The sequence below is a fragment of the Corallococcus sp. AB018 genome, assembly GCF_003986945.1.
GTDB lineage: Bacteria > Myxococcota > Myxococcia > Myxococcales > Myxococcaceae > Corallococcus > Corallococcus exiguus.
On sequence record NZ_RAWR01000432.1, the window covers coordinates 1 to 1,708 of the forward strand.

1 protein-coding gene is annotated in these 1,708 nt (G+C 66.9%); it reads right to left on the reverse strand.

Annotated elements, in window-relative coordinates; all coding sequences use genetic code 11:
* Nucleotides 1–22: 22 nt before the first annotated feature.
* Nucleotides 23–1,609 carry an IS1182 family transposase gene (locus D7Y11_RS42515; protein WP_121756210.1) on the reverse strand — a complete coding sequence of 529 codons (1,587 nt, stop codon included), beginning with the start codon at nucleotides 1,607–1,609 and terminating at the stop codon, nucleotides 23–25.
* Nucleotides 1,610–1,708 lie beyond the last annotated feature (99 nt).

Consider the following 1,708-nt stretch of genomic DNA (forward strand, 5'->3'; position numbering starts at 1 on the left):
CTAGAGCGCCGAACAGGTTAGGTCACGCCGCGAGCTGATAGCGCGCGGCGACCTCGAGGTTTTGGACGACCGCGAGTCGCCTGAGGTCAAAGAGGTTGCGGCGCGTGCCGCGATAACGGGCCTTCGGGCCCTGGCGGTTGGCGAGATGTGCCAGGCAATGCTCGACGCCGACACGCTCGCGGAGTTGTGCGCGGCCCGCGCGCGACTGGAGACGTAAGCGAAGACGCTGCTGGAGCCGCTCGTCGTCACCCATCGTGACGCTGCGCCCCTTCCCGGACGCGGCCTGGGTACAACTCGAGCGCAGCTTGCACGGCCCGCAGGCTTCCGGGTCGAAGTGCACGACGGCGCCGGGCTCGAAGGGCTCCACCTCGCCAGCAGGGCACGTGAGGGTGCCGTCGCGGATGTTCACTTTGAAGTCGCGCTTGCCGAAGAGTCCGGGCATCGCGCTGGCTCCTCGCCACGGCCGGCAGACGACGTCGCCGCCGCTCTCCAGCACGTCTTCGGCCATGGTGCTGTTGAGGTACGCTCTGTCGATGAGGAGGACATCGGGGAAGAGTTCCTGGTGGGCCATGTCTTCCTGCAGTGCGCCCGTAGCCTCCTCTTCGGGGCGGTTGGCTGGCGTCACGGCGCAGGCCACCACGAGGTCGGTGTCGAGGTCGGTGCCGACGTGCTGCTTGTAGCCATTGAAGCGCTTGCTCTTGCTCTTACGCCCGTGACGCATGTCCGGGTCTTCAATGGAGATGCGCCTGTCGGCGGCCACGCCCTGTCGAATCTGCACGCCACCCTCGTGGTGCGGCTCGAGGTCCTGCGCCTTCACCTGCGCGAGCGCTTCGATGTAGCGAGTCAGCGGAGCGGTGACGCACGACTTCGACTGCTTCGCCACCCAGGCCATGAGGCGGTCAAGCTGTCGGCACAGGCGATTGAGTGCGTCGACCTTCGCGTCGGGCGCGCTCCAGTCGAGGTCGAGGCCGGCCTTGATGCTGCTGGCCTTCAGCAACGGCGCATTGGCCTGCTGGCACACCTCCTCGACATCGGTGCCGAGCACGAGCGCCATGCCCTCGGCGACCTTGCGACCTGCGTGGCCGAGCAGGTTGAGGGTGTCCTCAACCCGCCCGGCCCCTTCTAAAGGGCGGCTATCGACTCCCACTCGCAGCGTCTTCGGCGTCTTCTTCGAATCAAACCCCTTCGTCCGCTTCGCCACCTCGACGGTGCGCTCCAGCAGCCGGCGGTCCATCTCGGTCGCGATGAGTCGTTCCCGGAATTGCTGCAGCCCGCCCTGGGAGAAGGCGGGCTCGTCCTCGTCCGCACCGAGTCGGTCCAATACCATTCGCCACCGGCTGTCGGTGCCCGAGAGGCACACGGCTTCGGCGTCCGAGGTCTGCGTGTAGGCCTGCACCAGCAGCGCCATGCACATCATCGCGGGCGACTGCGGCGTTTGCCCCTGGCCCGTCTGTCGGTACATCGCTTCGAGCTCGTCCTGAAAGGCCTCGTCGAACAACTCGTGCCGATGCTCGCGCAGGAAGACGAAGAGCTTCCTGCTCTTCCCCGCGAGCTTCAGCAGGCGCTGCTCCCGTGCGCTCTGCTCCACAGTCGGCTTCCAGCGTTCCATGAGCCACCTCCGAAGGTGGCGACCTATGCACGCGACCCCAGCCCGCGTCGATCCCCTATCGCCTGCCTGCTCCCTCGCCGTAACCTGATCGGCGCTCTA